At 69.7% G+C, this 23,514-nt stretch carries 23 protein-coding genes; 16 read left to right on the top strand and 7 right to left on the bottom strand.

Annotated elements, in window-relative coordinates; genetic code table 11:
• The first annotated feature begins 64 nt into the window (after window positions 1-64).
• Window positions 65-796 carry a DUF2382 domain-containing protein gene (locus tag BLR21_RS33650; protein WP_176929918.1) on the top strand — a complete coding sequence of 244 codons (732 nt, stop codon included), beginning with the start codon at window positions 65-67 and terminating at the stop codon, window positions 794-796.
• A 61-nt stretch (window positions 797-857) separates the two neighbouring features.
• Here the strand turns inward: BLR21_RS33650 and BLR21_RS33645 are convergent, their stop codons facing one another.
• A complete protein-coding gene (locus tag BLR21_RS33645) occupies window positions 858-2,456 on the bottom strand; it encodes an AMP-dependent synthetase/ligase (protein ID WP_090012586.1) in 1,599 nt (532 codons plus the stop codon).
• Window positions 2,457-2,506: 50 nt separating this feature from the next.
• Between BLR21_RS33645 and BLR21_RS33640 the strand changes: the two genes are divergently transcribed.
• Together BLR21_RS33640 and BLR21_RS33635 are read left to right on the top strand one after the other, a co-directional pair.
• Entirely contained in the window at window positions 2,507-3,046 is a 540-nt protein-coding gene (locus BLR21_RS33640; RefSeq protein ID WP_090012583.1) for a TetR/AcrR family transcriptional regulator, read from the top strand.
• A gap of 37 nt (window positions 3,047-3,083) precedes the next feature.
• Complete coding sequence (locus tag BLR21_RS33635; protein WP_090012580.1) at window positions 3,084-3,692, top strand: alpha-ketoglutarate-dependent dioxygenase AlkB; 609 nt, start codon at window positions 3,084-3,086, stop codon at window positions 3,690-3,692.
• Here the strand turns inward: BLR21_RS33635 and BLR21_RS33630 are convergent.
• A complete protein-coding gene (locus BLR21_RS33630; protein ID WP_090012578.1) occupies window positions 3,658-4,602 on the bottom strand; it encodes an SDR family oxidoreductase in 945 nt (314 codons plus the stop codon). The genes BLR21_RS33635 and BLR21_RS33630 overlap by 35 nt on opposite strands.
• A 131-nt stretch (window positions 4,603-4,733) precedes the next feature.
• On the opposite strand from BLR21_RS33630, the gene BLR21_RS33625 reads away from it, so the two are divergent.
• Window positions 4,734-5,576 carry a helix-turn-helix transcriptional regulator gene (locus tag BLR21_RS33625; RefSeq protein WP_090012575.1) on the top strand — a complete coding sequence of 281 codons (843 nt, stop codon included), beginning with the start codon at window positions 4,734-4,736 and terminating at the stop codon, window positions 5,574-5,576.
• Between the two features lie 7 nt (window positions 5,577-5,583).
• On the opposite strand, the gene BLR21_RS33620 is transcribed toward BLR21_RS33625, so the two are convergent.
• Together BLR21_RS33620 and BLR21_RS33615 are read right to left on the bottom strand one after the other, a co-directional pair.
• Window positions 5,584-7,218 (bottom strand): PHP domain-containing protein, encoded by a 1,635-nt coding sequence (locus tag BLR21_RS33620; RefSeq protein WP_090012572.1) that lies wholly within the window; start codon window positions 7,216-7,218, stop codon window positions 5,584-5,586.
• Between the two features lie 71 nt (window positions 7,219-7,289).
• Window positions 7,290-8,675 carry a PP2C family protein-serine/threonine phosphatase gene (locus tag BLR21_RS33615; RefSeq protein ID WP_090012569.1) on the bottom strand — a complete coding sequence of 462 codons (1,386 nt, stop codon included), beginning with the start codon at window positions 8,673-8,675 and terminating at the stop codon, window positions 7,290-7,292.
• Window positions 8,676-8,812: 137 nt separating this feature from the next.
• Here BLR21_RS33615 and BLR21_RS33610 point away from each other — a divergent pair, with 137 nt between their 5' ends.
• Window positions 8,813-12,958 carry a HAMP domain-containing protein gene (locus tag BLR21_RS33610; protein WP_090012566.1) on the top strand — a complete coding sequence of 1,382 codons (4,146 nt, stop codon included), beginning with the start codon at window positions 8,813-8,815 and terminating at the stop codon, window positions 12,956-12,958.
• Between the two features lie 63 nt (window positions 12,959-13,021).
• Here the strand turns inward: BLR21_RS33610 and BLR21_RS33605 are convergent, their stop codons facing one another.
• Window positions 13,022-13,369: an STAS domain-containing protein gene (locus tag BLR21_RS33605; RefSeq protein ID WP_090012564.1), complete on the bottom strand. Its 348-nt coding sequence runs from the start codon at window positions 13,367-13,369 to the stop codon at window positions 13,022-13,024.
• 126 nt (window positions 13,370-13,495) lie between these two features.
• On the opposite strand from BLR21_RS33605, the gene BLR21_RS33600 reads away from it, so the two are divergent.
• The 3 genes from BLR21_RS33600 (at window position 13,496) to BLR21_RS33590 (ending at window position 14,553) form a co-directional block, all read left to right on the top strand.
• Complete coding sequence (locus BLR21_RS33600) at window positions 13,496-13,882, top strand: ATP-binding protein (RefSeq protein ID WP_090012562.1); 387 nt, start codon at window positions 13,496-13,498, stop codon at window positions 13,880-13,882.
• 21 nt (window positions 13,883-13,903) lie between these two features.
• The gene (locus tag BLR21_RS33595) at window positions 13,904-14,134 is read left to right on the top strand and encodes a DUF6480 family protein (RefSeq protein ID WP_090012559.1); all 231 of its coding nucleotides are present in this window, start codon (window positions 13,904-13,906) and stop codon (window positions 14,132-14,134) included.
• Window positions 14,135-14,205: 71 nt separating this feature from the next.
• A complete protein-coding gene (locus tag BLR21_RS33590) occupies window positions 14,206-14,553 on the top strand; it encodes an STAS domain-containing protein (protein ID WP_176929917.1) in 348 nt (115 codons plus the stop codon).
• Here BLR21_RS33590 and BLR21_RS33585 read toward each other — a convergent pair.
• On the bottom strand, window positions 14,542-15,426 hold the full coding sequence (locus tag BLR21_RS33585; RefSeq protein WP_090012552.1) for a Ppx/GppA phosphatase family protein: 885 nt from the start codon (window positions 15,424-15,426) through the stop codon (window positions 14,542-14,544). The two genes, BLR21_RS33590 and BLR21_RS33585, sit on opposite strands and share 12 nt — an antisense overlap.
• Window positions 15,427-15,535: 109 nt before the next feature.
• Between BLR21_RS33585 and BLR21_RS33580 the strand changes: the two genes are divergently transcribed.
• From BLR21_RS33580 to BLR21_RS33570, 3 genes are all read left to right on the top strand, one after another.
• Window positions 15,536-16,519 (top strand): alkaline phosphatase family protein, encoded by a 984-nt coding sequence (locus tag BLR21_RS33580; protein WP_090012550.1) that lies wholly within the window; start codon window positions 15,536-15,538, stop codon window positions 16,517-16,519.
• Window positions 16,520-16,583: 64 nt separating this feature from the next.
• Window positions 16,584-17,510, top strand: coding sequence for a GNAT family N-acetyltransferase (locus BLR21_RS33575; protein WP_143028006.1), 927 nt, complete (start codon window positions 16,584-16,586; stop codon window positions 17,508-17,510).
• A 194-nt stretch (window positions 17,511-17,704) separates the two neighbouring features.
• The gene (locus BLR21_RS33570; protein ID WP_256335105.1) at window positions 17,705-18,901 is read left to right on the top strand and encodes a glycoside hydrolase family 88 protein; all 1,197 of its coding nucleotides are present in this window, start codon (window positions 17,705-17,707) and stop codon (window positions 18,899-18,901) included.
• Between the two features lie 57 nt (window positions 18,902-18,958).
• Here the strand turns inward: BLR21_RS33570 and BLR21_RS41985 are convergent, their stop codons facing one another.
• The gene (locus BLR21_RS41985) at window positions 18,959-19,513 is read right to left on the bottom strand and encodes a hypothetical protein (RefSeq protein WP_143028005.1); all 555 of its coding nucleotides are present in this window, start codon (window positions 19,511-19,513) and stop codon (window positions 18,959-18,961) included.
• A gap of 25 nt (window positions 19,514-19,538) precedes the next feature.
• Between BLR21_RS41985 and BLR21_RS33555 the strand changes: the two genes are divergently transcribed.
• The 5 genes from BLR21_RS33555 to BLR21_RS33535 form a co-directional block, all read left to right on the top strand.
• Window positions 19,539-20,204, top strand: a complete 666-nt coding sequence (locus BLR21_RS33555) for a response regulator transcription factor (protein WP_030478935.1) — start codon at window positions 19,539-19,541, stop codon at window positions 20,202-20,204.
• A complete protein-coding gene (locus tag BLR21_RS33550; RefSeq protein ID WP_090012536.1) occupies window positions 20,201-21,481 on the top strand; it encodes a HAMP domain-containing sensor histidine kinase in 1,281 nt (426 codons plus the stop codon). The genes BLR21_RS33555 and BLR21_RS33550 overlap by 4 nt, the downstream gene beginning before the upstream one ends.
• 419 nt (window positions 21,482-21,900) lie before the next feature.
• Window positions 21,901-22,524, top strand: coding sequence for a DUF4360 domain-containing protein (locus tag BLR21_RS33545; RefSeq protein ID WP_090012533.1), 624 nt, complete (start codon window positions 21,901-21,903; stop codon window positions 22,522-22,524).
• Between the two features lie 200 nt (window positions 22,525-22,724).
• On the top strand, window positions 22,725-23,237 hold the full coding sequence (locus tag BLR21_RS33540; protein ID WP_090012530.1) for a histidine kinase: 513 nt from the start codon (window positions 22,725-22,727) through the stop codon (window positions 23,235-23,237).
• A 43-nt stretch (window positions 23,238-23,280) separates the two neighbouring features.
• A partial coding sequence (locus BLR21_RS33535) for a helix-turn-helix domain-containing protein (protein ID WP_143028004.1) occupies window positions 23,281-23,514 on the top strand: 234 nt, incomplete at its 3' end.

The following is a 23,514-nucleotide window of genomic DNA, read 5'->3' as shown; positions in this document are numbered from 1 at the left end:
TCCGCCCGCGATCGTGGGTACTTCGCGTCTGCAAGCCGACAGCCAACGCGGAGGGACAGAGACGATGATCGACCAGGCGCACGTTGAGGCCCTGTACGACTGCGACGTGATCGACAACCATGGCGAGAAGATCGGTTCGGTCAAGCAGGTCTGGCTCGAAGACGGCACTGGCGCACCCCTGTGGGCCGAGGTCCACACCGGACTGTTCGGGACGCGGCAGAGCTTCGTCCCGATCCAGGAGGGCCAGGTGGCGGGTGGCGCGATCACCGTTCCCGTCAGCAAGCAGCAGGTGAAGGACGCTCCGAGCGCCCACACCTCGGCCGACCACATGTCGGACGAGGAACAGGAGGCGCTCTACCGGCACTACGGGATGATCCCGCAGGCCAAGACCGGCGAGCACGACCGGCTCGGCGGCAGGCGCGGTGGACGTGACGCGGCCGAGGTCACGCTCTCGGAGGAGAAGCTGGACGTCGGCACCCGCAACGTCGAGGCGGGCCGGGTGCGGCTGGTCAAGCACACGGTCACCGAGCAGCGCAACATCACCGTGCCGGTGACACACGAGGAGGCCCGGGTCGTCCGCGAGCCCGCGAAGGGCAAGCCGGGCAGGGCGTTCGCCGACGAACAGGCGGAGGTCACCCTGCACCGCGAGGAACCGGTGGTGCAGAAGCGCACGGAGGCCGTGGAGCGGGTCCGGCTGGAGAAGGACGCGGTCACCGAGCAGCGGGACGTCAAGGGCGAGGTGCGCAAGGAACGCGCCGAGGTCGAGCGGGAGGGCGAGCGCCGCGACCGCCGCTGAATGATCTGACGCGCACCGCTCACCACTTCCGCCGGTGGGCGGCGCGCGCCTGGTCGCCGCCTCAGTACAGGCTGTCGAGCACGTCCGCGTAGCGCCTCTCGATCTCGCGGCGGCGCGGCTTCAGCGACGCGGTCAGCAACCCTTCCTCGACGCTGAAGTCGTGCTCCAGCACCGCGAAGCGCTTGATCGTCTCGTGCCGCGCGAGCTGCGCGTTGACGGTCTTGATCGCGGCCTCGACCTCGGACTCCGCGTCGGTGAGCCCGCCGGCGGTGTCCGGGTCGAGCGTCACGAGTGCCACGCAGTACTTGCGCCGGTCGCCGTGCACGATCACGTTGCTGATGTACGGCGACGCCGCGTTGATCATGCTCTCGATCCGGGTCGGCGCCACGTACTTGCCGCCCGAGGTCTTGATGAGCTCCTTCTTGCGGTCGGTGATCTTCAACCGGCCCGCGTCGTCGAGTTCGCCGATGTCGCCGGTGTGCAGCCAGCCGCCGGCCAGCGACTCGGCGGTCGCGTCCGGCCGGTTGTGGTAGCCGCGCATGACGCCGGGGCCGCGCAGCAGCACCTCGCCGTCGCCGGCGATCTTGACCTCCATGCCGGGGATCGGCGGGCCGACCGTGCCGATGGCGATCATGCCCGGCCGGTTGAAGAACGTCGCCGCGGACGACTCGGTGAGCCCGTAGCCCTCCAGGATCGTGATGCCGGCGCGCTCGAAGAACTCGGCGATCTCCGGGGCGAGCGGTGCCGAGCCCGACACGAAGTAGCGGATCCGGCCGCCCACCCGGTCACGCAACTTGCGGTACACCAGGCGATCCGCGAGCCAGCGCGTCGCCGGGCCGTGGTCGCGATCGGACCACCGGAAGATCTTCTCGGTGATCCCGCCCTTCTCCCGCGCGCCCGCGACGATCCGGCCATGGATCTTCTCGAAGATGCGCGGCGCGGCGGCCACGATCGACGGCCGCAGCTCGCCGAGGTTGTCCACGATCCGCTCGACGCCGCCGTCGACGGCGGTCGGCACGCCCGCGGCGATCATCGCCATCGTGAGCACCTTGCCGAACGCGTGCGACAGCGGCAGCCACAGGAAGTGCAGGTCCGTCGGCTGCAGAATGCCCAGGGACGCAATGGCCTCCGCGGTCGTCAGCCAGTTCTCATGGGTGAGCTCGACGCCCTTGGGCGTGCCGGTGGTGCCCGAGGTGTAGATCAACGTCGCCAGGTCGTCCGGCGCCAGCCCGCCGATCAACGCCTCGTAGTCGCCCGAACCCCGTGGCACCGCGCCGAACCGCAGCACCTCGACGCCGTCCGGCACCATCGCGGCGTGCTCGTCGGTCTCCACGACCACGATCCGGCTGCCGGAGTCGCCGATGACGTGCGCGACCTCCGCGGCCGTGCTGTTCGGGTAGATCGTCGTGGTGGCGCCACCGGCGGCGAGCACGGCGAGGTCGGTGACGATCCACTCGATGCTCGTGCGGCCCATCAACGCCACGCGGTCGCCCTTGCGCAGGCCCTTCCCGGCGAGCCCGAACGCCACCGCTGCCACCCGTTCCTGCAGCTCGGACCACGTCAGCGAGACCCAGCCACCGTTGTCGCGGTACCGCATCGCCTCGGCGTCGGGCGTGCGCGCGACACGGTCGCGCAGCAGGCCGGGAATCGACAGCGCCATTGCTTCTCCCCTTCTCTGGAGCGTCGCTCCAGAGCGGTACTCTAACCCTCATGCCCGACCGACGACAGTCTCTCCTCGACGCGGCGCTCCAGCTCGTCGGAGAAGGCGGCCTCGACGCCGTCACGATCGCGGCCCTGACCGAGCGGTCGGGCATGTCGAACGGCAGCATCTACCACCACTTCGGCAGCCGCGCGGGCGTGTTCGCGCAGCTCTACGCCGACAGCTACGGCCGGTGCGTCGCCGCGATACTGCCCGCTCTACAGGCCGGATCAGCCGAGGAGGGCGTGCGCGGGCTGACGCTGAGCTACCTCGACTGGGTCATGGCGAACCCCGACCGGGCGCGTTTCCTCTACGCCGCACCGGACCACGCCGACCCGGCGGCCAAGATGGCGGAGTTCGCGCCGGTGCTGGCCTGGTTCCTCGACCGGATGGCGTCCGGCGAACTGCGCACGGTGCCGCCGTGGGCGCTGGAAGCCGTGGCGATGGGGCCGGCGCACGAGTCGGTGCGCCGGTTCCTGCTCGGGGTGTTCGACCTGGCCCTGGCGCGCGGGATCGTCGCGGACGCGGTGTGGGCCGTATTGAAGCCCTAGCTGGCAGTAGAACACCTGTTCGATTATCCTGCGGTTCATGCGCCAGGGATCACTGTTCGACCTGGAGACGGAGCCGGAACTGGCTCCGCTCGCCCCGCGCCGCACCGAACTGGGCCACGGCGCGTGGATCGACGTCCAGCCCGGCTGGCTCGCGGGCGCCGACGCGCTGTTCGACCGGCTCGTCGACGAGGTGCCGTGGCGCGCCGAACGCCGCCAGATGTACGACGCGGTGGTCGACGTGCCGCGCCTGCTCTGCTTCTACAGCGGCGCCCTGCCGTTCGACGTCCTCACCACGGCCCGCGACGTCCTCTCGAACCACTACCTGGCCGAACTGAACGAACCGTTCACGACCGCCGGCCTCTGCTACTACCGCGACGGCCGGGACAGCGTGGCCTGGCACGGCGACACGATCGGCCGTGGCCAGACCGAGGACACGATGGTCGCGATCCTGAGCGTCGGCACGCCCCGCGCCCTGCTGCTGCGGCCGCGAGGTGGCGGCGAGACGCACAAGTACGCGCTGGGGCACGGCGATCTGCTCGTGATGGGCGGCTCCTGCCAGCGCACCTGGGAGCACGCCGTCCCGAAGACCTCGAAGGTCGTCGGGCCGAGGATCAGCGTCCAGTTCCGCCCGCGCGGAGTCCGCTAGCGACCAGTTCCTCGGACACCTGCCACACGCGCCGGGCCTCGTCGGCGTCGCGCAGGCGGCTGTAAAGGGCCTGCTCGGCGGGCGGGCCGCTCAGGTGGCCGACACGGCTCGGACCGTAGAACACGCCTGCCTCGGGCGCCGTCGCGGCAAGCAGGGCCGGGAGCTGGGCGGACTCGACGGTGCCGAGGACGCCCACGGACGACAGGACCCGGATCGCGCGCACGCCGAGCGTGTCGCTGGCACGGCCGACCTCGGGACGGGCGGCGAGCAGGCTGGTGGGTGCGACGCCGGGGTGGGCGAGGTTGCTCGTGATCCCCCAGCCGCCCGCCTCGCTGCGCCGAGCGAGCTCGAGCCCGAACAGGCCGAAAGCGATCTTCGACTGACTGTAGGCCTTGCCGCCGTTATAGGAACGCTCCCAGTTCAGGTCGCCCCAGTTGATGGCGTTCTGGTTGGCGGCGATGCTGATCTGCGACGTCACGCGGGCCCGGCCGGCCTTCAGCAACGGCAGCAGGTGCGCGACGAGGGCGAAGTGGCCGAGGTGGTTGGTGCCGAACTGCAGCTCGAACCCGTCCGCGGTCGTCTGCCGTTCGGGCGGGGTCATGACACCCGCGTTGTTGACGAGGATATGCACGGGCTTGCCCTCCGCGAGCAGCGTCTCGCCCAGCGCGGCCACCGATGCCAGCGAGGAGAGGTCGAGCGCGCGCAGGGTCACGTCCGCGCCGGGCGTCCGCTGCCGGATCGCGGCGATCGCCGCCTCGCCCTTGCGCTGGTTGCGGACGGGCATGACGACCTCGGCCCCGGCCGCCGCGAGCCGTCCCGCGATGCCGAGCCCGACACCGTCGCTGGCGCCGGTGACGACGGCCCGCCTGCCGGACAGGTCCGGAACCTCGATGTCGAACTTCCTGCTCATCGCGCACTCCCCTGCTCGTCGTGGTGTCTTCCTCCACAGTGGCCGGACCTGCATGGCCGCATCCAGGACCTCTCGCTCCGTGGCTACGGCGGCGCGCCCGCGTTACAAAGAGAACGACGAAGGGAGCCGACGTGATCGACCGAGCCGGTCTGGCCGCGTTCCTGCGCAACCGCAGGGAGGCGCTGCAACCCGAGGACATCGGCCTCCGGCGCGGACCGCGGCGCCGGACCAGCGGCCTGCGCCGCGAAGAGGTCGCCGCCCGGTGCAACATGTCCACGGACTACTACGCGCGCCTCGAACAGGAACGCGGCACGCACCCGTCCGAGCAGATGATCGCGGCGATCGCCCAGGGCCTGCACCTGTCGCTCGACGAGCGCGACCACCTGTTCCGGCTCGCCGGGCACAGCCCGCCGTCGCGCGGCGCGCTCAGCGAGCACGTCAGCCCGGGCCTGGCCAGGATCTTCGACCGGCTGCACGACACCCCGGCCGAGATCGTCACCGAACTCGGCGAGACCCTGCGGCAGACCCCGCTCGGCATCGCGCTCACCGGCGACGCGACCCGGCACACCGGTCCGGCCAGGAGCCTCGGCTACCGGTGGTTCACCGACCCGGCGGCCCGCGCGCTGTACGAACCCGCCGACCACGAGTTCCTGGGCAGGATGTTCGCCTCGGGCCTGCGCGAGGCCGTCACCCGGCGCGGCCCGGACTCCCGGGCCGCGCGGTACTGCGAACTCCTGCTCGCCTGCAGCGAGGAGTTCCGGCGGGTGTGGGGCGCCCAGGAGGTCGGCATCCGCCCCAAGGAGGTCAAGCGCTACGTCCACCCGAGCATCGGAGCGCTCGAACTGCACTGCCAGACGTTGCTCGACCCCGACCAGCACCACTTCCTGCTCGTCTACACGGCCACGCCGGGCACCGAGAGCTACGAGAAGCTGCAGCTGCTGTCCGTCCTCGGAGCCGACGCACCGACGGGCTGAGCAGAGGTCAGATCACGTCGACGAACACCGGGTTGGCGTAGAACCAGAGGTCCGCCCACGGGTCCGAGTCGGCGATCACGTCGATCATCGGGTCACCGGCCGGGGTGAGCCGCTTGCCATCGCTGCCCCGCAGCCGCAGGTAGAACGACCGCTCGACGTTCCTGAAGGTGTACGAGAACCGGATCTTGCCCGTGCGCGGCACCTCGAACGTCTTGGCGACGGTGGTCTCCGGCGCGAGGAACAGGTCCCGGTCGGCGGACGGACCGGTGACCGGGCCGGAGATCAGGTCGACCTTGGCCAGCACCGGCCTGGTGCCGGAGAAGTTCGGGCCGGACGCGCGGCCGACCTCGATGGTGACCTCGACGTCGCTGCCGCAGCGCACGAACGTCCGCCCGCCCAGCGTCACGCCGCGCAGGTCGTCGCGCGAGCGCACGCGCAGTTGCAGGCCGTCGATCAGGCGCCCGTGCACGGTCAGCACCTTGCCCGCCTGCAGGCCGCGCATGATGTCCACATAGGACTTCGACCGGGAGCCGACGATGTTCGCCCCGTACTGGCCGGGGAAGAAGTCGCCGTAGGTGGTCTGTTTGACGCCCGAGTCGATCGGCGCGCCCTTCGAGCCTGTCGTGGCGAAGTCCTGCTTGCCCGGAACGAGGGTGTCGTTGAAGACCTGGTGCACGTCCGAGTTCGCGGTGATCCACCACGGGCGTCCCTCGGCGAGCAGGGAGTCCCACAGGCCACCGACCTTGGCGGTCATCCAGTCGAACCCGCCGTGCGTGCGGTAGGACTCCGGTGGGTAGCCGGGGAACGACTCCGGGCCCGGCGCCGCCGTGTCGTAGTACCCGCGCGCACGGCCGGAGCCGCCCGCGGACTTCGGCGTGCCGGCGGCCTGGTGACCGGGCGCGCCCTCCATGCCGACGGCGACACCGGGAGCCGCGTCGCGCCAGCCGCGGATCTCGTGCGGGCTGTCGACGCCGCGCCGGGACGGGTGGTTCGCGAACATCAGCGCGATCTCGGTCCGTCCGGAGAGGACCTGCGCCTCCAGGTACCGCAGCGCGGCCAGGGCGAGGGACTCGGTGTTGTTCGCGATGCGGCCGTCGTAGGACAGCTCGAACGCCTTGAGGATGTCGACGGTGTGCTTGCCGGGCGGCATGAACACGGTGGCGTGCTCCGCGCCGGGGATGTTCCACTCCAGGCCCTGGTACACCAGCACGTCGCGCTGCGACCGGCGGACGCGCTCGATGTCCGGCGTGATCTGGTCGATCGAGAACTTCTGGTGCGCGACGCCGCCGTGGTCGGTGATGACGACCCAGTCGAGGCCGAACTCGTGCGCCTTCTGCACCTGCTGCGCGATCGTGTACTGGCCGTCGTCGGAGTAATGCGTGTGGATGTGGTGGTCGCCCGCGTACCAGCGCTCACCGCCGCCCCAGGGGTTGACCGGGACGTGCGCCTCGGCCCTGCCGGTACCGACGGCTCCGGCGACACCGGCGGCGCCCGCCGCGATGCCCAGGCCGGCCAGGAACTTGCGGCGCTCGACTGACGACGGGCGGTCGTCCGCGGGGTCGAGCCAGCTGCCCTCGACCGGCTCTACCTCGTGGTGGTGGTGCGTGTGATCACCGTGCGAGTGATCGTGAGAGTGGGACATGCGCCGATCTCAACCGGTCAAGCTGTCCAGGGAAACGAACGGAGAATGAACCCTTGTACCGGGAACTTCACTCACACGGCCTGGACGGCCAGCAGGGCCAGGTCGTCGTGGTCGTCCCGGTCCAGCCACTTCAGCACGGCCTCCTCGCAGTGCCGCGCGATCTCCTCCGCCGACAGGCCCTTGCACTCCTTCAGCACCGCCTGCAGACGCTGCTCGCCGAACAACTCCGTGCGGTTCGTGTGCGCGCGGGCCTCGGTGAAGCCGTCGCTGTACAGCACCAGCGTGTCGCCCGGCGCCAGCGTGACCTGCTCGCCGGAGAACCGGACGTCCGCCAGGATTCCGACGATCGCCCCCGTGGCACTCACCTCGTCCACGCTGCCGTCCGCCCGCAGCACCAGCGGCGCGGGATGGCCACCGGACGCGAGGGACAGCCGCGCTCCGCCGTTTGCCAGTGGCACCAGTTCCCCGACGACGAGCGTGGTGAAGAGCTTGGAGCCGGTGGCGCGCAACGAGGTGTTCAGCAGGTGCAGCAGCCGCACCGGGTTCGTCTCGACCAGGGAGAGCGCCTGCAGCGACTGCCGGACGCGTCCACTGTGGACCGCCGCTTCCAGGCCGTGCCCGCAGACGTCGCCCAGCACGAACGTCGCCGAGCCATCGGTGCGCGGGTGGACGTCGTAGAAGTCGCCGCCGACGAGCGCGCGCTGGTGGGCGGGGATGAACACCGAGGCCAGCGTCACGCCGTGCACCTCGGGCAGTGGCAACGGCAGCAGCGCCGACCGCAGCACCTCGATCGTCCGCTGCTGCTCCGTCAGCTTCGACGACGACTCCAGCGCCACGGCGGCGTGCTTGCCGAACAGCCGGATCCGTTCCACGTCGTTCGGCGCGAAGTCGCCCTTGCGGACCACGACCAGCGCGCCGCCGACACCGAGCGGCACGGCCAGCGCACAGCCGAAGTCCTCCGGCACGCCCCAGCTGCCTTCACCCAAAGAGGTGATCCTGAGCAGGCTGGACGTGCCGGTCAGCACCTCGGAGATCTCCGTGGCACGGCGAGGTGTGCGCGTGACCGTGGGCTCGCCGCCATCACAACGCCACCACTCCAGCCTGTCACGGGTGGCGGGCACGACGGCGACGCAGTGCTCGCCCAGCAGTTCCGCCGCGAGCTGCACGATCGTCTTCAGGGTCAGTTCGCGCGACCCGCCGCCGGCGAACCGCAGATGCGCGTGGTCGAGCGTGGAGTCCGTGAAGTACCAAGCACTCCAGCCGTCGCCGAGGTCGTGCCGGCGGCCCGCGACGTGCACGTCGAACCGCGCGCCGAGGCCGAGCCGGGGAAACCTGTCGGCGGCCGCGGCGTTGCGCACGCGCACCACTCCGGCCGGGTCCACGACGAAGACGGCCTCGTGCAGCCCGTCCACCAGGCGCTGCCAGCCGTCGAGGTCGATGCCCACGACGCTGCTCATCCGCTCTTGTCCTGCACAGACGGCCGGGTCATCACGGCCTCCTGCGGGTCGTTTGCGTGCATCGCGGCTTCAAGTTACCTCGCTCCCAACCTAACGTGGCAGTCTTGGCTGTGACCACCGAGGCACGGAGGCTTGGAGTGACCACGGCCAACGAAGAGACGGACGCGACCCTCGAACGGGTCCTCTCCGCCATGAGAGACCTGCGTGACGGCAACTTCCGCCGCAGGCTCGTCGTGCCGGGGAACGGACCTGTGTCAGCGCTCGCGGACGTTTTCAACGAGATCGCCGAACGCAACCAGTGGCTCGCCGGTGAGCTCGGCCGGGTCCGCCAGGCGGTGGGCCAGGAGGGCCGGCTGACCGAGCGGGTGGCGCCCGCGGGCACCGCCGGTGGCTGGTCGCTGATCGCGGACTCGGTGAACGGCCTGGTCGAGGACCTGATGCGGCCGACGACGGAGCTGAGCCGGGTGCTCGCCGCCGTCGCCGAGGGCGACCTGACCAAGCGCATGTCGGACCAGACGCTGCGCGGCGAGTTCGCGACGCTCGGTTCGACGGTGAACGGCCTGGTCGACCAGCTGTCGTCGTTCGCCGACGAGGTCACCCGCGTCGCGCGCGAGGTCGGCACGGACGGCCGCCTGGGCGGTCAGGCGAAGGTGCCCGGCGTCGCGGGCACCTGGCGCGACCTGACCGACAACGTCAACTCGATGGCGAACAACCTGACCAACCAGGTCCGCAACATCGCCCAGGTCGCGACGGCCGTGGCCACCGGCGACCTGACCCAGAAGATCACGGTAGACGTCTCCGGCGAGATGCTGGAGCTGAAGAACACGCTGAACACGATGGTCGACCAGCTGTCGTCGTTCGCGGACGAGGTCACGCGCGTCGCGCGCGAGGTCGGCACGGACGGCAAGCTCGGTGGCCAGGCGAAGGTGCCCGGCGTCGCCGGCACCTGGCGCGACCTGACCGACAACGTGAACTTCATGGCGGACAACCTGACGACCCAGGTCCGCAACATCGCCCAGGTCACGACCGCGGTGGCGCTCGGCGACCTGACCCAGAAGATCACCGTCGACGCGCGTGGCGAGATCCTGGAGCTCAAGTCCACGATCAACACGATGGTCGACCAGCTCTCCTCGTTCGCCGACGAGGTCACGCGTGTCGCCCGCGAGGTCGGTTCGGACGGCCGCCTGGGCGGTCAGGCGCAGGTGCCCGGTGTCGCCGGCACCTGGCGTGACCTGACCGAGTCGGTGAACGTCATGGCGAACAACCTGACGACCCAGGTCCGCAACATCGCCTCGGTGACCACCGCCATCGCGCGCGGCGACCTGACGCAGAAGATCACCGCTGACGCCCGCGGCGAGATCCTCGAGCTCAAGACCACGATCAACACGATGGTCGACCAGCTCTCCTCGTTCGCCGACGAGGCCACCCGCGTGGCCCGCGAGGTCGGCACCGAGGGCCGCCTCGGCGGTCAGGCGCAGGTGCCCGGCGTCGCGGGCACCTGGCGCGACCTGACCGACAACGTCAACTTCATGGCGAACAACCTGACCAACCAGGTCCGCAACATCGCGCACGTCGCCACGGCCGTCGCGAACGGCGACCTGTCGCAGAAGATCACCGTCGACGCGCGTGGCGAGATCCTGGAGCTCAAGTCCACGCTGAACGTGATGGTCGACCAGCTCAGCTCGTTCGCCGAGGAGGTCACCCGCGTCGCCCGCGAGGTCGGCACCGACGGCCGGCTGGGCGGTCAGGCCCGTGTGCAGGGCGTCGCCGGCACCTGGAAGGACCTGACCGACAACGTCAACCTGATGGCGGACAACCTGACCAACCAGGTCCGCAACATCGCCGCCGTCGCCACCGCCGTCGCCACCGGCGACCTCTCGAAGAAGATCACCGTCGAGGCCAAGGGCGAGGTCGCGGCCCTCGCCGAGACCCTGAACGGCATGGTCGACACGCTCCGCGCGTTCGGTGACGAGGTCACCCGGGTCGCCCGTGAGGTCGGCACCGAGGGCATCCTGGGCGGCCAGGCCCGCGTGTCCGGCGTCGCCGGCACGTGGAAGGACCTCACCGACTCGGTGAACTTCATGGCGGACAACCTGACCAACCAGGTCCGCAACATCGCCCAGGTCACCACCGCCGTGGCCCAGGGCGACCTGACGAAGAAGATCGACGTCTCGGCACGCGGCGAGATCCTGGAGCTCAAGACCACCATCAACACGATGGTCGACCAACTCAGCTCGTTCGCCGACGAGGTCACCCGCGTCGCCCGTGAGGTCGGCACCGAGGGCAAGCTCGGTGGTCAGGCCGAGGTCGACGGCGTGGCCGGCACCTGGTCGAAGCTGACCGACAACGTCAACCAGCTCGCGTCGAACCTGACCACCCAGGTCCGCGCCATCGCCGCCGTCGCCACCGCCGTGACCGCGGGCGACCTGACCAGGCAGATCACCGTCGACGCGTCCGGCGAGCTCGCGGAGCTCAAGGACAACGTCAACCAGATGATCGCGAACCTGAAAGAGACCACGCGCGCCAACCGCGAGCAGTACTGGCTCAAGACCAACCTGGCACGCCTGTCCGGCCTGATGCAGGGCCACCGCGACCTGCGCGCGCTGGCCTCGTTGATCATGAGCGAGCTGACGCCGCTGGTCAGCGCCCACCACGGCGCGTTCTTCCAGATCGAGGAGGACGACTCCAAGCAGAGCCTGGAGCTGACCGCCACCTACGGCTTCCGCCTGGACGCCGCCCGTACCACCCGCGTGGCCATGGGCGAGTCGCTGGTGGGCCAGTCGGCCCTGGAGAAGAAGACGATCCTGGTCACCCAGGTCCCCGGCGGGTACCTGACCGTCTCCTCGGCGCTGGGCGAGTCGGCCCCGGTGAACCTGGTGATCCTGCCTGTCCTGTTCCAGGGCGAGACCCTCGGCGTGATCGAGCTGGCGTCCCTCAACGAGTTCTCCGACGTCCACCTCGACCTCCTGGACCAGCTCAAGGAGGCCATCGGCGTCAACGTGAACACGCTGCTGGCCAACTCCCGCACCGACGCGCTGCTGGTCGAGTCCCAGCGCCTCACGACCGAGCTCAGGGCCGGTTCCGAGGAACTGGAGGACCGCGCGCGCCAGCTCCAGACGGCCTCGAAGTACAAGTCCGAGTTCATGGCCAACATGTCGCACGAGCTCCGGACGCCGCTGAACTCGCTGCTGATCCTGGCCAAGCTGCTCGCCGACAACCTCGACGGCAACCTCAACCCCAAGCAGGTCGAGTTCGCCCGCACGATCCACTCGTCCGGCTCGGACCTGCTGCAGCTCATCAACGACATCCTCGACCTCACCAAGGTCGAGGCGGGCCACATGACGCTGCACGAGGACCCGGTCCGCCTGGAGGAGCTCGTCCGCTACGTCGAGACGTTGTGCCTGCCGCTGACGGCCGAGAAGAACCTCGAGTTCTCCGTGCGCGTGGACCCGAACGTCCCGGAGACCCTGCACACCGACGAACACCGCCTCCAGCAGATCCTCAGGAACCTGCTCTCGAACGCGGTGAAGTTCACCCATGACGGTGGCATCCGCCTGCACGTGCGCATGGACGACCCGTCCACGGTGGCGTTCGACGTGCACGACACCGGCATCGGCATCCCGGCCGAGAAGCTCGCCGTCATCTTCGAGGCCTTCCAGCAGGCGGACGGCACCACGTCCCGCAAGTACGGCGGCACGGGCCTGGGCCTGTCCATCAGCCGTGAGCTGGCACAACTGCTCAACGGCGCGCTACGGGTCCGCTCGGAGCCGGGCATCGGCTCGACGTTCACCCTGTGCCTCCCGCTGGGCAAGGTCGCCCCGGACACGATCGTCCTGCCGGAACCGACCCCGATCGTCGCCCCGGCGCCGGTGCTGGCCGCCTCGGGCTCGATCCGCTTCCACGGCGAGAAGGTCCTCGTGGTGGACGACGACCTGCGCAACGTCTTCGCGCTCACGAGCGTGCTCGAGCTGGTGGGCCTGGAGGCGATCTTCGCCGACAACGGCATCACGGGCGTGCGGGCCCTCGAACAGTACGACGACGTGGCCATCGTCCTGATGGACATCATGATGCCCGAGCTGGACGGCAACGCCACGATCTCGGCGATCCGCGCGATGGAGCGCTACGCCGACCTTCCGGTCATCGCCGTCACGGCCAAGGCCATGAAGGGCGACCGCGAGAAGTCCCTGGCCTCGGGCGCCACCGACTACGTCACCAAACCGGTGGACACCGAGCACCTCATCCGCCTGATCGCCTACTACCTGGGCGTGTCGGCGGAAGCCTGAGGGCCCTACCCGCGCGGACGGGGCGCAGCCGGAGACCGGCCGCCCTTCCGCGCGCACCGGCCGTCAGTGAGCCGAGTCCACCGCCTCCTGCACGGCCGCGTCCACCGACTCGTGCAGGCTCAGCACCTCGGCCACGTCGGCCAGCTCGAACAACCGCCGGACCGGCGCCTGAGCAGCGGCGATCCGCAGCTGCCCGCCGGCCTCGGCCAGCCGGCGGTGCCAGTCCAGCACCAGCGCCAGCCCGGTCGAGTCCATGAACGCGAGTCCGGCCAGGTCGAGCACCGCGTGCGCCCCGGTCACGTCCTCGTCGAGCCGGGCCGACAACAGGGGGACGGTGTCGATGTCCAGCTCACCGGCGACGGCGAGCACTCGCCATCCCCGCTGGACCTCGCTGCCGACGTTGAGCTCCATCGTCGCCGTTTCCCTTCGCCACGCCCGACTCGTGCGACCCAAATCGTGCAGCACGACGTCCGACCATGCGACCACCGGGGGGCTGAAAGATCCGGACGACGCGCCGGATGTGCGACGATGCGTCCTGTGTTGAACGACCCACTGGCAGAGGTGCGGGTGATCCTGACCGCCGAGGGCGGTTCCTGCGCTCGCGCACGTCAGGTGGTGCGCGAGGCCGCGGCGTCGTGGGGGCTGTCCGAGGACCTGGTCGACGACGCGCAGCTCGTCGTGACCGAGCTCGTGTCCAACGGCATCGACCACGGTGAGGGACCGATCACACTCACGGTGAGCCGGAAGGCGGGCGGCATGCTCGTCGAGGTGCACGACGAGTCGTCGGAGCTCCCCCAGCTCAGACCGGTCGATCCCAGCAGCCCACGCGGGCGTGGCATGCAGCTCGTGCGGGCGCTGAGCGTCAACTGGGGAACCACGCCGCAAAGCGGCGGCAAAGTCGTCTGGGCGCAGCTGGAAGCCTGAAAACGGGGTACCTGTCCCGGTATGACCGCCACACCGCCTGATCCCGACCCGCAGCGCACGCCCGGCCTGGAGCCCGGCGGCGGGGTGCGGCCGGGAGACACCCCGCCGGAGTCCGGGCAGACCTCGGGTCTGTCCCACCACGAACCGGCACCGCCCAAGGCGACCACCACGCGCATTGTGATCGCGCTGATCCTCCTGCTGGCCGTGCTCGTCGCGGCGATGCTCCTGACCCAGGCTTTCCTGCTCGTGTGACCGCGCGGACGGACGTCCGCGGTTGTGAGCGTCCGGCGATGGCGCGTACGGTCGGTGCGGACGGGAGTCCTATGAACCAGCTTCGGCAGAGAACCACCTACGTCCAGTCCATTCCGATCGTCGCTCTCACCGGCGAGATCGACATGACGTCGTCGGCACCGGTGACCAGCAGGCTCGCCGAACTGCTCGACCGCAAGCCGCCCGCGTTGGTCCTCGACCTGCGGGAAGTGCGCTTCTTCGGCTCCGAGGGCATCCGCACGCTGGTGCAGGCCCAGCACCAGGCGGACGAGCTCGGCGTCAGGTTCGGCGTCGTCAGCGACAGCAGAGTCGTGCTGCGTCCGCTGGAGATGACGGCCGTCGACCAGGTGTTGCTGCTGTTCACCGACATCGACGACGCTGTCGCCGCTCTACGCGGCTGACGAGCTCAGCGCCCGGGAGCGTTCCACCAGGGCGAGCAGCAGGCCTTCCTTGGTGGACCACGGGGAGATGTCCACGACGTCGTGGCCCGAGACCTTCATCAAGCCCTCCGCGACCACCGCGCCCGCCAGCGACTGCTGGGCCCGGTGGCGCGAGATCCCCGGCAGAGCCGCGCGCTCGCGTACCGAGAGCTTCGCGAGGCGCGGAATCCACTTCTCCAGGTCCTTGAGCCGCAACTGGCGCGGCGCGTAGGTGCCGTTGCGGGCGCCGGCGAGACGGGCCAGCTGTTCGAACACCTTGGAGCACCCCACCGCGTGCGCGCTCTCACCCCACGGGAACGCGGACTCCAGGCGCTGCGCCACCTCCACGCGCATCTCCGTGACGGTCAGGCCGGTGCGCGTCAAAGTCCTTGCCCCCAAAGGCAACGACACCGCGCGTTCGGGCTCGGCGCCGGATCCCGCGGCGAGTTCGACGGTGCCACCGCCGACGTCCAGCACGACCATGGGACCCGCGCTCCAGCCGAACCAGTGCCGGGCCGCCGCGTACGAGAGGCGCGCTTCTTCCTTGCCGGACAACACCTTCAGCTCGACGCCGGTGCGTCTGGCCACCTTGCGGATGACCTCCTCGACGTTCGCCGAGTCACGCACGGACGACGTGGCGAAGGGCAGGAACGAGACGTCGCCCGCCTTCTTGCGGGCGGCGAGCACGGCGTCGCAGAGCGAGTCGACGCCGTCGCGGCTGATGGCCCCGTCCGCGTCGAACTCCCGGTCCAGCCGCAGCCGGACCTTGTGGGACACCAGCGGACGCAACAGGTCCCGTTCCACGACCACCAGGTGCGCGCTGAAGCACCCGACGTCCAGAACTCCGACCGCCATCCGCCACCTTCCTTCTACCAAGTCTTCTTTACCTCATCGGCAGCCATTCTGCGGACCTCAGGCCCCGAACGAGCAATCTTGACCCGATGAGATGCGTTACAGTCACCGAATGTCACTGGCGGAGATACCTTCCCGGCTCGAACGCGCCCTCGGCAAGGCACATTCCGGCGTAATCGTGCTGGCGGTGGACGGTCTCTCGTCGGACGTGGCCAAACAGTCCTGGTTGTCGGCCTCCGTCTCCACGCTGTCCTCGACGGTGCCGCCGACGTCCGCGACGGCGTTGCTGACGGCGCTGACCGGTGTTCCCGCCGACGTCCACCGGGTGCCGGGATCGGTGTACCGCAACGGATCCGGGCTCGTGCACGCCATCAACGGCATGCCCGCGATCCCGGCCCTGCCGACCGTGCTCGAACGGCACGGCGCGACTGTGCTCGCCCGCGAACTCGACCTCCTCGAAGGAACCTGGGCGCAGGCGCTGCTTCGAGGGTGCACTCGGATACCCGCGCCCGCGAAGCACAAACTGGTGGCGCAGTCCGAGGACCCGCCGCTGCTCGTCGCCAACGTCGTCGCCGATCTGGACAAGGCGCTCAAGGACGCCCGTTTCCTCTGGACGTACGTCAACATCGACGACCACGTGCACCGCCACGGTTACGACGAGTCGGTGTACGAGGCCATGCTTCGCCTGGACGCGCACGCTTCCCGCTGGGCCGCACAGGGTTGGACCGTCGTGGCGCACTCCGACCACGGCATGGTCCCCGTCGATCCCGATCCGGAGCTCACCGAGGCCTGGGACGCGATCGTGCGCGAGGAGTGCGTGATCCCCTCCGGCGGCGCGGGACGCATGCGGTGGCTCTACCCGAAGCCCGACCGCCTGGAGGTCGTTTTCGACCGCGTGGCAACGGCTCTGGGCGACACGGCGACCATCCACCACGCCACCGACCTCGGTCTGCCGCAGCCCGAGACCGGCCCGGTCGTCGCGGTGGCCGCGTCGCCGCGGTTCCCCGTGCCGGACCCTTCGGTGCGCTACGAGCACGGTGGCCTGAGCCGCGACGAGATCGACGTCCCTTTCGCCGTCTGGCAAGCCGTACAGTGAGCGCGTGCACGTCGAATTCTCCAACAGTATAAGGCAAATCGATTCTGCCGATTGGGATTCGGTGGTGCACCAGGCAGGTGCACCGGTGTTCTACCGGCACGCGTATGTCAGTGCCTACGAGCAGTCGCCGCTGACGGCCGTCGACGCGTTCGCGTACTTCGTGGTGCGCGACGGGGGCAAGCCGGTCGCCGTCCTGCCCGCCTACCTCCAGAAGGCCGCGAATCCGTTGCGCCGCCTGCACGAGGTCTACCCGGAGGCGGTCGGCGAGCCCGCGCTGCTCAGTCACACCTGGCACTGCTACGACGCGCACGTGCCCGCCACCGCAGACGTGTTGCCGAGGTTGCTGGACGCCATGACCCGCGCGGCGTCGATCTTCGGTGCGCACTGGTGCGGGTTCATGAACGTCCAGCGCGGCGGCACCCTGTCGCAGGCGTTGCGCGCGGCCGGTCTGCCCGCGCGCCACCTGACGGACAGGTGGGCCACCGGCCTCACCACCTACGAGCGGTACCTCGCGAGCCTGAGCCTGCGAGCCAGGGCGAACCTGCGCCGCAACGAACGCAGGTCCGCCGAGGCCGGCGTCACCATCGAGGCCCTCCCCGTCGACCACGCCTCGCTCGACGAGATCACCCTGCTGTGCGTCAAGACCGCCAGCCGCTTCGAGAACAACGGGTACTACCCCGGCACCACGTTCGGGAAGTTCGTGACGGCGCTGGGCGACCTGGCGCACGTGATCGAGGTGCGCCAGCACGGCAAGCTCGTCGCGGCCGGCGTCTGCCTCACCGACGCCACCCGCTTCCACACCTGGACCTGCGGCGTCGACTACGCCGTGGACGGCAACTACAGCCCGTACGGCGCGCTGTTCGCCGAGTCGGTCCGGCTCGCGATCCGCCTGGGCCTCCCGACGCTCGAGGGCGGCCGGGGCAACGCCCCGTTCAAACGGCGCCACGGCCTGAGCCCTCGCCATCTCGACGCCGTTCTCTTCCGAGCCTGAACTCCGAATTGTTCACAAGGGTGAACAATTCTCTTCACAAGGCCGGGATCCAGGAAGTTCAGATATCTGACCCTCTGTCCTTTGCGCTGTTCAGCGGCATAAGGGAAGCAATTCTCGACGCACCTTTACACGCCTTGATCCGATCTGACAGGGTGGCGCCGGGCGCAGGACGAAGAAAGGGACTGGACGGTCTCGTGAATCTGTCTCGACGCACCCTTCTGGCGGCCACTCCCCTGCTCACCGGAGCAGGTATGGCCATCGGCGCGGGAGAAGCCACCGCTTCGCCCGCGACCCTCCGCGCGGCCCTCGACTACGGCAACGCCAAGCTGACGGCGGTCGCCCCCGGCATCACCTCGTTCCCGGAGATCACCAGGGCCGAGAAGTGGACCTACGTCGCCGACGGCGGCTGGGTCGGCGGCTTCTGGCCGGGCACCCTGTGGCTCGCGCACCTCGACAGCGGCGACGCGCGGTTCCGCACGCTCGCCGAGGCCGCCGGCAACCGGCTGGCACCGCGGCGGCTGGACCCGCGCGACCACGACCTGGGGTTCCTCTTCTACCCCTCCTGGGTCACCGCGTACCGGCTCACCGGCGACACGAGGTGGCGTGACGGCGCGATCGACGCCGCGAACACGCTGATCCAGCGCTGGAACGCCACCGGCAGGTTCATCCGTGCCTGGGGCAGGCTCGGCACGCCGGGCAACGCGGGCCGCGTCATCATCGACACGATGATGAACCTGGACCTGCTCGCGTTCGCCACCGAGCAGACCGGCGACCGCAGGTTCCTGGACATCGCGATCGCCCACGCCAGGACCACCCGGACGCACTTCCTGCGCCCGGACGGCTCGACCCCGCACGTGTTCGACTTCAACCCGGACACCGGCGCGGCCATCGGCCCGAACACCGTGCAGGGCTACAGCCCGACGTCGTGCTGGGCGCGTGGCCAGGCGTGGGGCATCTACGGCTTCACGACCATGTACCGGCGCACGGGCCTGCGCGAGTTCCGTGACACCGCGCGCAAGATGGCCGACTACGCGCTGTCGGTGCTCACTCCGGACAGCGTGCCGGTGTGGGACTACCGCTCGCCGCTGGGCGGCAACGACATCAAGGACTCGTCGGCGGGCGCGATCATGGCGTGCGGCCTGCTCGACCTGGCCAAGGCCACCGGCACGACCCGCTACCGCGACCGGGCGCTGCGGATCCTCGACGGCCTGGTCGCCACGTGCCTGACGAACAGGTCGGCGCGCGCCGAGGCGATCCTGGCGCGCGGCACCCGCAACCGCCCGTCCGAGGACGGTGTGGAGGTCTCGCTGCCGTACGGCGACTACTACCTGTACGAGGCGATCCTGCGGGTGCTCAAGCCCACGCAGATCGCCAAGGCCATCGGCCTGTAGGTCCCTCGGTGTCTGCAAGTACCGCCACCTCCCGGTCGGCGGTACTTGCAGACACCGTTACCGCTCGATCACCTTCGCCGTCGGTCCGTTGCTCCAGGTCGCTTCCAGCCTGGACAACCGGCCGGCGGCGTTGCGGAAGTTCACCACCAGCGGCCCGCCGGGCTGTTCCACGGACACCGAGTACCCGTCCGCGGGTGTGGCCGACAGCGCCTGCACCCCCTGCGGCCGGTAGCGCACGACCACGTCACCACCCCGCAGGTGGAACGCGTGCACGTAGGAGCCGTCCGACTGCCATTCCCCCTGCGGAGATTGAGCCGAGGTGGGACGCGCATCCGTACTACTGGGAGGAGCCGGAACAGTCGTAGTGAGTACAGGAGGCCTGGTGGACGAAGGCGTGACAGGCGGCGGGGTGCCGACGGAGGCACCGGGCTCGGGCACCGGGACCGAGAGCGAGGTGATGGTCGGCATCGGCAGCACGGCCGACCCCGTCGTGGACCCCACGGCGGCGACCGGCGCGGGTTCCATCGCCCACCGGATGCCGAACCACGACAGGCCGACGGCGACCGTGGTCACCACCGCCCAGGCGACCAGGTACCCGACGGACCGTCTCACTGCGGCAATCCTCCTGTAGCGGCTCATGGCATCAGTACTGCTGGTCGAAGACGACCCGGTGGTGCGGGCGGCGATCACCCGCGCTCTCACCGGCCAGGGCCACATCGTGCACGGTGTCGCGCTCGCGATCGAGGCTTTGCGGGAAGTCACCGCGAACGACTACGACGTCGTGGTGCTCGACCTCGGGCTTCCCGACCTCGACGGCGGTGACGCGCTGCGGATGATCCGGGGCGTCACGAACACCCCGGTGGTCATCGCGACCGCCCGTGACGACGAGGCCGGTATCGTCCGGCTGCTCAACGCCGGCGCGGACGACTACCTCGTCAAACCCTTCTCCAGCGAGCACCTCGAAGCCCGCCTGCAGGCGGTGCTCCGGCGTGCGCGCGACAGCAGGCAGCTCGTGATCGGCGGCCTGGAGATCGACGTGAACCTGCGCAGGGCCACAGTGGACGGCCAGGAGCTCTCCTTGACACACAAGGAGTTCGAGCTGCTCTCCTACCTCGCGGCACGGCAGGGGGAAGTGGTGCCGCGGGCGGAGATCCTCGCCAGCCTCTGGCCGTCGCACCGTGACGACCAGACGCTCGACGTCCACCTGTCCTGGCTGCGCCGCAAGCTCGGTGAACGAGCCGCGCAGCCGCGTTATCTGCACACGGTGCGTGGGGTCGGCGTGCGCATGGTCGCTCCGCAATGAGGCGGTCACTGGTGCTGGTCGCTCTCGCGGCGACCAGCATGGTGGCGCTGGCGTTCCTCATCCCGCTGGCGATCGTCGTGAAGAACTCCGCCTACAACCGCGCTCTGAACGAGGCCGAGAAGCAGGCCGGCGCGATGACGCAGACGTTGCTGATCACCCGCAAGCCGCAGGAGATCCGGCAGGTGATCAGGAGCACCCGCTACGGCGGTCAGCAGCGGCTGGCCGTGCACCTCAGCGTGCCGGCCGGCACCTACGGCTACTCGCACATCACCGCTGCGGACCTGCAGGAGGCCCAGAAGCTCGCGACGGCGTCCACGGTCGAGAAGCCGGACGGCGTGGCCTATCTGCAGCCGCTGGCCACGAGCGAGAGCGGGATCGCGATCGTCGAGGCGTTCGTGCCACACGAGCAGCTGACCCACGGCGTGATCGGCACCTGGTGGGTGCTGGCGGGCGTCGCGGTCGGCCTGGTCGCCGGTTCGGTGCTCGTGGCGGACCGCCTGGGCGCACGGGCCGTCAAAGCCACCAGGGCGTTGGCCGAGGGCGCGCGCCGGATGGGCCAGGGCGACCTCACGGCGCGGGTCCCGGTGCAGGGGCCGCCGGAGTTCGAGGAGGTCGGCAAGGCCTTCAATGCCATGGCCGAACGCGTCCGGCACCTGCTCGCCGCCGAACGCGAGGTGGTCGCCGACCTGTCGCACCGCCTCAGAACGCCTCTCACGGCCCTTCTCCTGGACGCGGACACGCTCGGACACGGGCCAGGCGCGGACCGCGTCCGAGAGGCCGTCCAGGGCCTCGAGAGGGAGGTCGACGAGATCATCAAGATCGCTCGCTCCGGCCTGCAGCCCGACGACAGCGGCGCCGACGCGGCGGAGGTGGTGCGCGACCGGCTGGTGTTCTGGTCCGCGCTCGCCGACGACCAGGAACGGCCCTGGACCGTCCGCGGCGCCGACCGCCCCGCCCCCGTGCCGCTGTCCCGCGCCGACCTCGCCGCCGCGCTGGACGCGTTGCTGGGCAACGTCTTCCGCTACACGCCGGAGGGCACACGGTTCGCCGTGACGCTGGTGCACCAGGCCGATCTGGTGGCGCTGGTGGTCGAGGACGCGGGTCCCGGCATCGCGGACTCCGCACGGGCGGTGCGGCGTGGCGCCAGCGGCGGCGGTTCCACCGGGCTGGGGCTCGACATCGCCCGCCGTGCCGCGGAGACCACGGGAGGTTCTCTCCACGTCGACCGCGGTCCGCTGGGCGGTGCACGCGTGCAATTGAGGCTCCGGAGGGTCTAGTGGCCGTGGTGGGGCCGAAAGACGAACTCCGCCGGCGGCGCGGACCGTGGGACGGGTCCAGCGCCGCCGGCGGGCACCGGCCGGCTGCGCGGCACCGCTGCCGCACCACCGAGTCCCGAGCAGGAGGGAGGAACCCGATGAGCGGTGCGCGCCTGCCTTTCCCACACCGGTGTTACGAGGTGGATCAGCCGGGGCTCTCGGCGCCAGGTGTGGGGACCAGCGTATTCAGTAGGTCTGGGTCGATCTTTTGTGATCTGACCTGAAGTTAGCCGACCACTGATCGTCGCCCATCCCCCATTTAGCCGATTAATCGGTTTTAAATATATTTAAGTTCGCCCGGTCGGTCGTCCACGAGTTAAGTGAATTTAAGATAAGGTCACCCGCACGCCGCCATCCCCGCGCAATTCGGAAGGCAACTCATGCTCAGTGCGATGGCAGCCACGGGTTTGGCACTTTCCCTCCTCGTCGCCCCTGAGGCGCCGAGCACGGCCGATGTGGTTCCACCCGGCAAAATCACGGTCGACGTCGTCACGGTGAACGGTTCCGGCTGCCCCGCCGGAACGGCCGCGGTAGCGGCCTCCCACGACAACACGTCATTCACGGTGACCTACAGCGACTACACCGCCCAGGCCGGTGCCGGATCGACACCGACGCAGTTCCGCAAGAACTGCCAGCTGAACCTGCGTGTGCACTACCCGCAGGGCTTCACGTTCGGGATCGCGAAGGCCGACCACCGCGGGTTCGCGCACTTACCCCGAGGAGCCCGCGGCATGCAGCGCGCGGGCTACTACTTCTCCGGCTCGTCGTCCACGGGAACGAGCACGCACGACATCGCGGCACCGACGAGCGACAACTGGCAGTTCACCGACACGACCGAGGTCGCGGAGATCGTGTTCGCGCCCTGCGGCGCGGTGCGCCACCTGAACGTGAACACCGAGCTGCGGGCATTCACGAACTCGGCGAACCAGCCGGCGTTCGTTTCGATGGATTCCACGGACGGGAGCGTCAGGACCCGTTACCAGTTCGCCTGGAAACGATGCTGACCCAAGATGATCACGGAGGGGGCCCGGCGCTATACTCACAGTGAGCAACGGGCCTTCTCTTCGTGACCCACACGTGACTTTTGACGGGCGAGTCAACCGGACCATTGCTTCCCGCGTATACCCATGTAGATTCCCGCTCACCGTGACGGCCATTCGGGTGACTGTCACGGACTCGCGCGCCCACGCGAAACGGAGGCAGCATGCAGGCGAACGCCCAGACCGCCCAGGTCGACGACCTGACACTCATCGCGCTGCCCACCGCGGTGAACTGCGCGGATCTGTTCGTGCGATTCACCCTTGGTGAGTGGCGCCTGCGCAACATGACCGCGGAGTGCTCGGCCGTCGCCTGCGCGCTGGTCGAAGCCGCCATCGAGTCAGCCGATCCGAAGACCTCGCGGCTGATCACGCTGCGACTGCGACTGAGCGGCGACTACCTCGTCGTCGAGCTGGAGGCAGCCAGGTTCGTCATGCCGCCCACCTCCCCGGACCTGCGCACCGGCGAGCTGCAACTCGGCAACGGCGTCAAGCTGATCTGGTGCGAGCTGGCCCTGCCGACGGGCGTGAACGCCAACGCGGTGCCGCTGCCCCGGCGCGAGAAGCGCCGCTCCCCCGCCGCCGAGGCGCTGGGCGACGAGCCGGAAGTCGATCCCGAGCTCATCCAGCGCATCCTGTTCGGCCTCGGTGGCTCGATGGGCAACGGCCACCAGCGCTAGTGTCCTGCGCCTGAAATCCGCTGGGTAAGTCTATGGTGGGGTGATGGCGCGGATTGGACGTCCTCCTGCTGAGGTGACGTTGACCGAGCAGGAGTGGGAGACGCTGCAGCGGTGGGCGCGGCGGGCGAAGTCGTCGCAGGTGCTGGCGCAGCGGTGCAGGATCGTGCTGGCGTGCGCGGATGGTGTGCCGGGTAAGCAGATCGCGGCGGATCTGCGGGTGCATCCGACGACGGTGACCAAGTGGCGCAGGCGGTTTCTTCAGCATCGGCTGGACGGC

This window comes from Lentzea albidocapillata subsp. violacea, assembly GCF_900100275.1.
GTDB classification, from domain to species: Bacteria; Actinomycetota; Actinomycetes; order Mycobacteriales; family Pseudonocardiaceae; genus Lentzea; species Lentzea violacea.
Note: the sequence above shows the minus strand (reverse complement) of the source record. Positions and strands in the feature narration are given on the sequence as shown.

Excerpts from the sequence above, each read along its gene's own strand:
- BLR21_RS33640 (WP_090012583.1), top strand. The coding sequence starts at position 2,507 with ATGCCCGACCGACGACAGTCTCTCCTCGACGCGGCGCTCCAGCTCGTC.
- BLR21_RS33620 (WP_090012572.1), bottom strand. The coding sequence starts at position 7,218 with ATGTCCCACTCTCACGATCACTCGCACGGTGATCACACGCACCACCAC.
- BLR21_RS33630 (WP_090012578.1), bottom strand. The coding sequence starts at position 4,602 with ATGAGCAGGAAGTTCGACATCGAGGTTCCGGACCTGTCCGGCAGGCGG.
- BLR21_RS33585 (WP_090012552.1), bottom strand. The coding sequence starts at position 15,426 with ATGGCGGTCGGAGTTCTGGACGTCGGGTGCTTCAGCGCGCACCTGGTG.
- BLR21_RS33590 (WP_176929917.1), top strand. The coding sequence starts at position 14,206 with ATGAACCAGCTTCGGCAGAGAACCACCTACGTCCAGTCCATTCCGATC.
- BLR21_RS33595 (WP_090012559.1), top strand. The coding sequence starts at position 13,904 with ATGACCGCCACACCGCCTGATCCCGACCCGCAGCGCACGCCCGGCCTG.
- BLR21_RS33635 (WP_090012580.1), top strand. The coding sequence starts at position 3,084 with ATGCGCCAGGGATCACTGTTCGACCTGGAGACGGAGCCGGAACTGGCT.
- BLR21_RS33580 (WP_090012550.1), top strand. The coding sequence starts at position 15,536 with ATGTCACTGGCGGAGATACCTTCCCGGCTCGAACGCGCCCTCGGCAAG.
- BLR21_RS33555 (WP_030478935.1), top strand. The coding sequence starts at position 19,539 with ATGGCATCAGTACTGCTGGTCGAAGACGACCCGGTGGTGCGGGCGGCG.
- BLR21_RS33650 (WP_176929918.1), top strand. The coding sequence starts at position 65 with ATGATCGACCAGGCGCACGTTGAGGCCCTGTACGACTGCGACGTGATC.
- BLR21_RS33605 (WP_090012564.1), bottom strand. The coding sequence starts at position 13,369 with ATGGAGCTCAACGTCGGCAGCGAGGTCCAGCGGGGATGGCGAGTGCTC.
- BLR21_RS33615 (WP_090012569.1), bottom strand. The coding sequence starts at position 8,675 with ATGAGCAGCGTCGTGGGCATCGACCTCGACGGCTGGCAGCGCCTGGTG.
- BLR21_RS33540 (WP_090012530.1), top strand. The coding sequence starts at position 22,725 with ATGCAGGCGAACGCCCAGACCGCCCAGGTCGACGACCTGACACTCATC.
- BLR21_RS33645 (WP_090012586.1), bottom strand. The coding sequence starts at position 2,456 with ATGGCGCTGTCGATTCCCGGCCTGCTGCGCGACCGTGTCGCGCGCACG.
- BLR21_RS33550 (WP_090012536.1), top strand. The coding sequence starts at position 20,201 with ATGAGGCGGTCACTGGTGCTGGTCGCTCTCGCGGCGACCAGCATGGTG.
- BLR21_RS33545 (WP_090012533.1), top strand. The coding sequence starts at position 21,901 with ATGCTCAGTGCGATGGCAGCCACGGGTTTGGCACTTTCCCTCCTCGTC.